Annotated in this window: 1 protein-coding gene; it reads right to left on the reverse strand. The window is 39.6% G+C overall.

Annotation, left to right across the window (positions count from 1 at the left end; translation table 11 throughout):
- Positions 1 to 36: 36 nt before the first annotated feature.
- Positions 37 to 1,404, reverse strand: a complete 1,368-nt coding sequence (locus tag ABF638_RS37895) for a transposase (RefSeq protein WP_435027872.1) — start codon at positions 1,402 to 1,404, stop codon at positions 37 to 39.
- Between the last annotated feature and the right edge of the window lie 86 nt (positions 1,405 to 1,490).

Here is a 1,490-nt window from a genome sequence, read left to right on the forward strand (position 1 = left end):
TAGGACCAGCCCTTTCAAGGTGTCTGCTTTTAGGTATTATTTTTGGGATAGAATTTTAGCTGTAGAAACATGGGGTCGTTTGGAAGGACGAGTACGTTTTAGTACCCTTCTTGTCTTTTTTGGTGCGCGAGGGTGGGACGCGAAAACAACTAAATTAACGCGAGCTGCCAAGTCTCGAAGTATGTTGGTCAGTTCAATTAGATTCATTTTTGCAAAAACCTTCCATTCTGAAGGGGGAATTGCAATCATCATGCCACGGTAAGTCCCGCGAATTTCATCAGCGAGATAATAGCTTGACACTTCTTGCTCAATTTTTTTAATGCCATGAATACTTCTCAGAGCAGCTAGGACAACAGAAAGGATATTGTAGGAAACCAAGGCAACGCAAAAAGCAAACACAGCAGCTTTAGGATAACCGAGGGTTTTAATTTCGCAATTAAATATTTCAGTTAAAATCTGGAATAAAGTTTCTATAGTCCAACGTTTACGGTAGATTTGAGCCACAACTAAAGCATTAGCAACCTTTGTGGAGAGATTAGTCAAGATAAAGATTTCTGAGTCTCCATCACGGGTAGTTTCATCTAAAATTATTTTTACACGCCGAATATTCGATAAATAGCCCTCATCATCGCTGACTTTAACTGTTTGTTCAAAAACTGTTCCTCCTTCTACTGAACCAATATGGCGAAATTCTGAGGCATCATACCAAGGAAAACATTGATGCTCTCGGATGATGAAATAGCCCTTTTTCGCTACGATACCACTCAAAAAGTTCAAAGTGCAGAAATTTCGGTCAGCGATCCAGACATCATCTTCTTCGATTGTTGTCAAAACTTTATGTAATAGGGAACGCTCTTGAGCATGAGCATCTTCACAAGGGAAAACATCAATTGCCAGCATTAGAGATGGGTCAAGTACCACCAATGATTGCCCTGGTAAAGGCGCACTGTTACAGTCACGAAGAGGTTTTAGACGATGTTCACTTGCACCTATTGCATTGCCATCTAAAATTTTAAGCCGATAACCAGGTAGCCAATCTGGTAAGCTTCCGTTTAAATGCCGAATAATTGCTTCCATTGAAGTTCCTGTCTCCCTTACTAATTCAGCGCTTACATCAGTCTCCATTGCATTTAGCTTGTTATAGACAGAAGTAACTGAAACATTCCTTTGTGATGTTTTAGCTTGATATGCAGCATGAATTGAAGGTCTAATCCCACAAGTGACTGTATTCATCATCTCTACTACCGTAGAGAACAGTAATTCCTTTGTATACTGAGTTTTTGCACTTTTCTCAAATAACTCGTCAAGTTTCTGAGGACATAAAATTGTTTCGAGAAGTCCGCGAACCATGACCGAAACCGGACTTTCTTCTACAAAACGCTCAAACACTTGACCTATAATCATTCTAGCTATTCCCCGTTTACCAACTTTATTTTTTCAACTAACTATAATTTGGGGAAAATTACAAGACCTTGAAAGGGCTGGTCCTA

This window comes from Nostoc sp. CALU 1950, assembly GCF_051172895.1.
Lineage (GTDB): Bacteria > Cyanobacteriota > Cyanobacteriia > Cyanobacteriales > Nostocaceae > Nostoc > Nostoc edaphicum_A.

What these genes read in the sequence shown, in the direction of transcription:
- ABF638_RS37895 (WP_435027872.1), bottom strand. Translation starts at nt 1,404, where the DNA reads ATGATTATAGGTCAAGTGTTTGAGCGTTTTGTAGAAGAAAGTCCGGTT.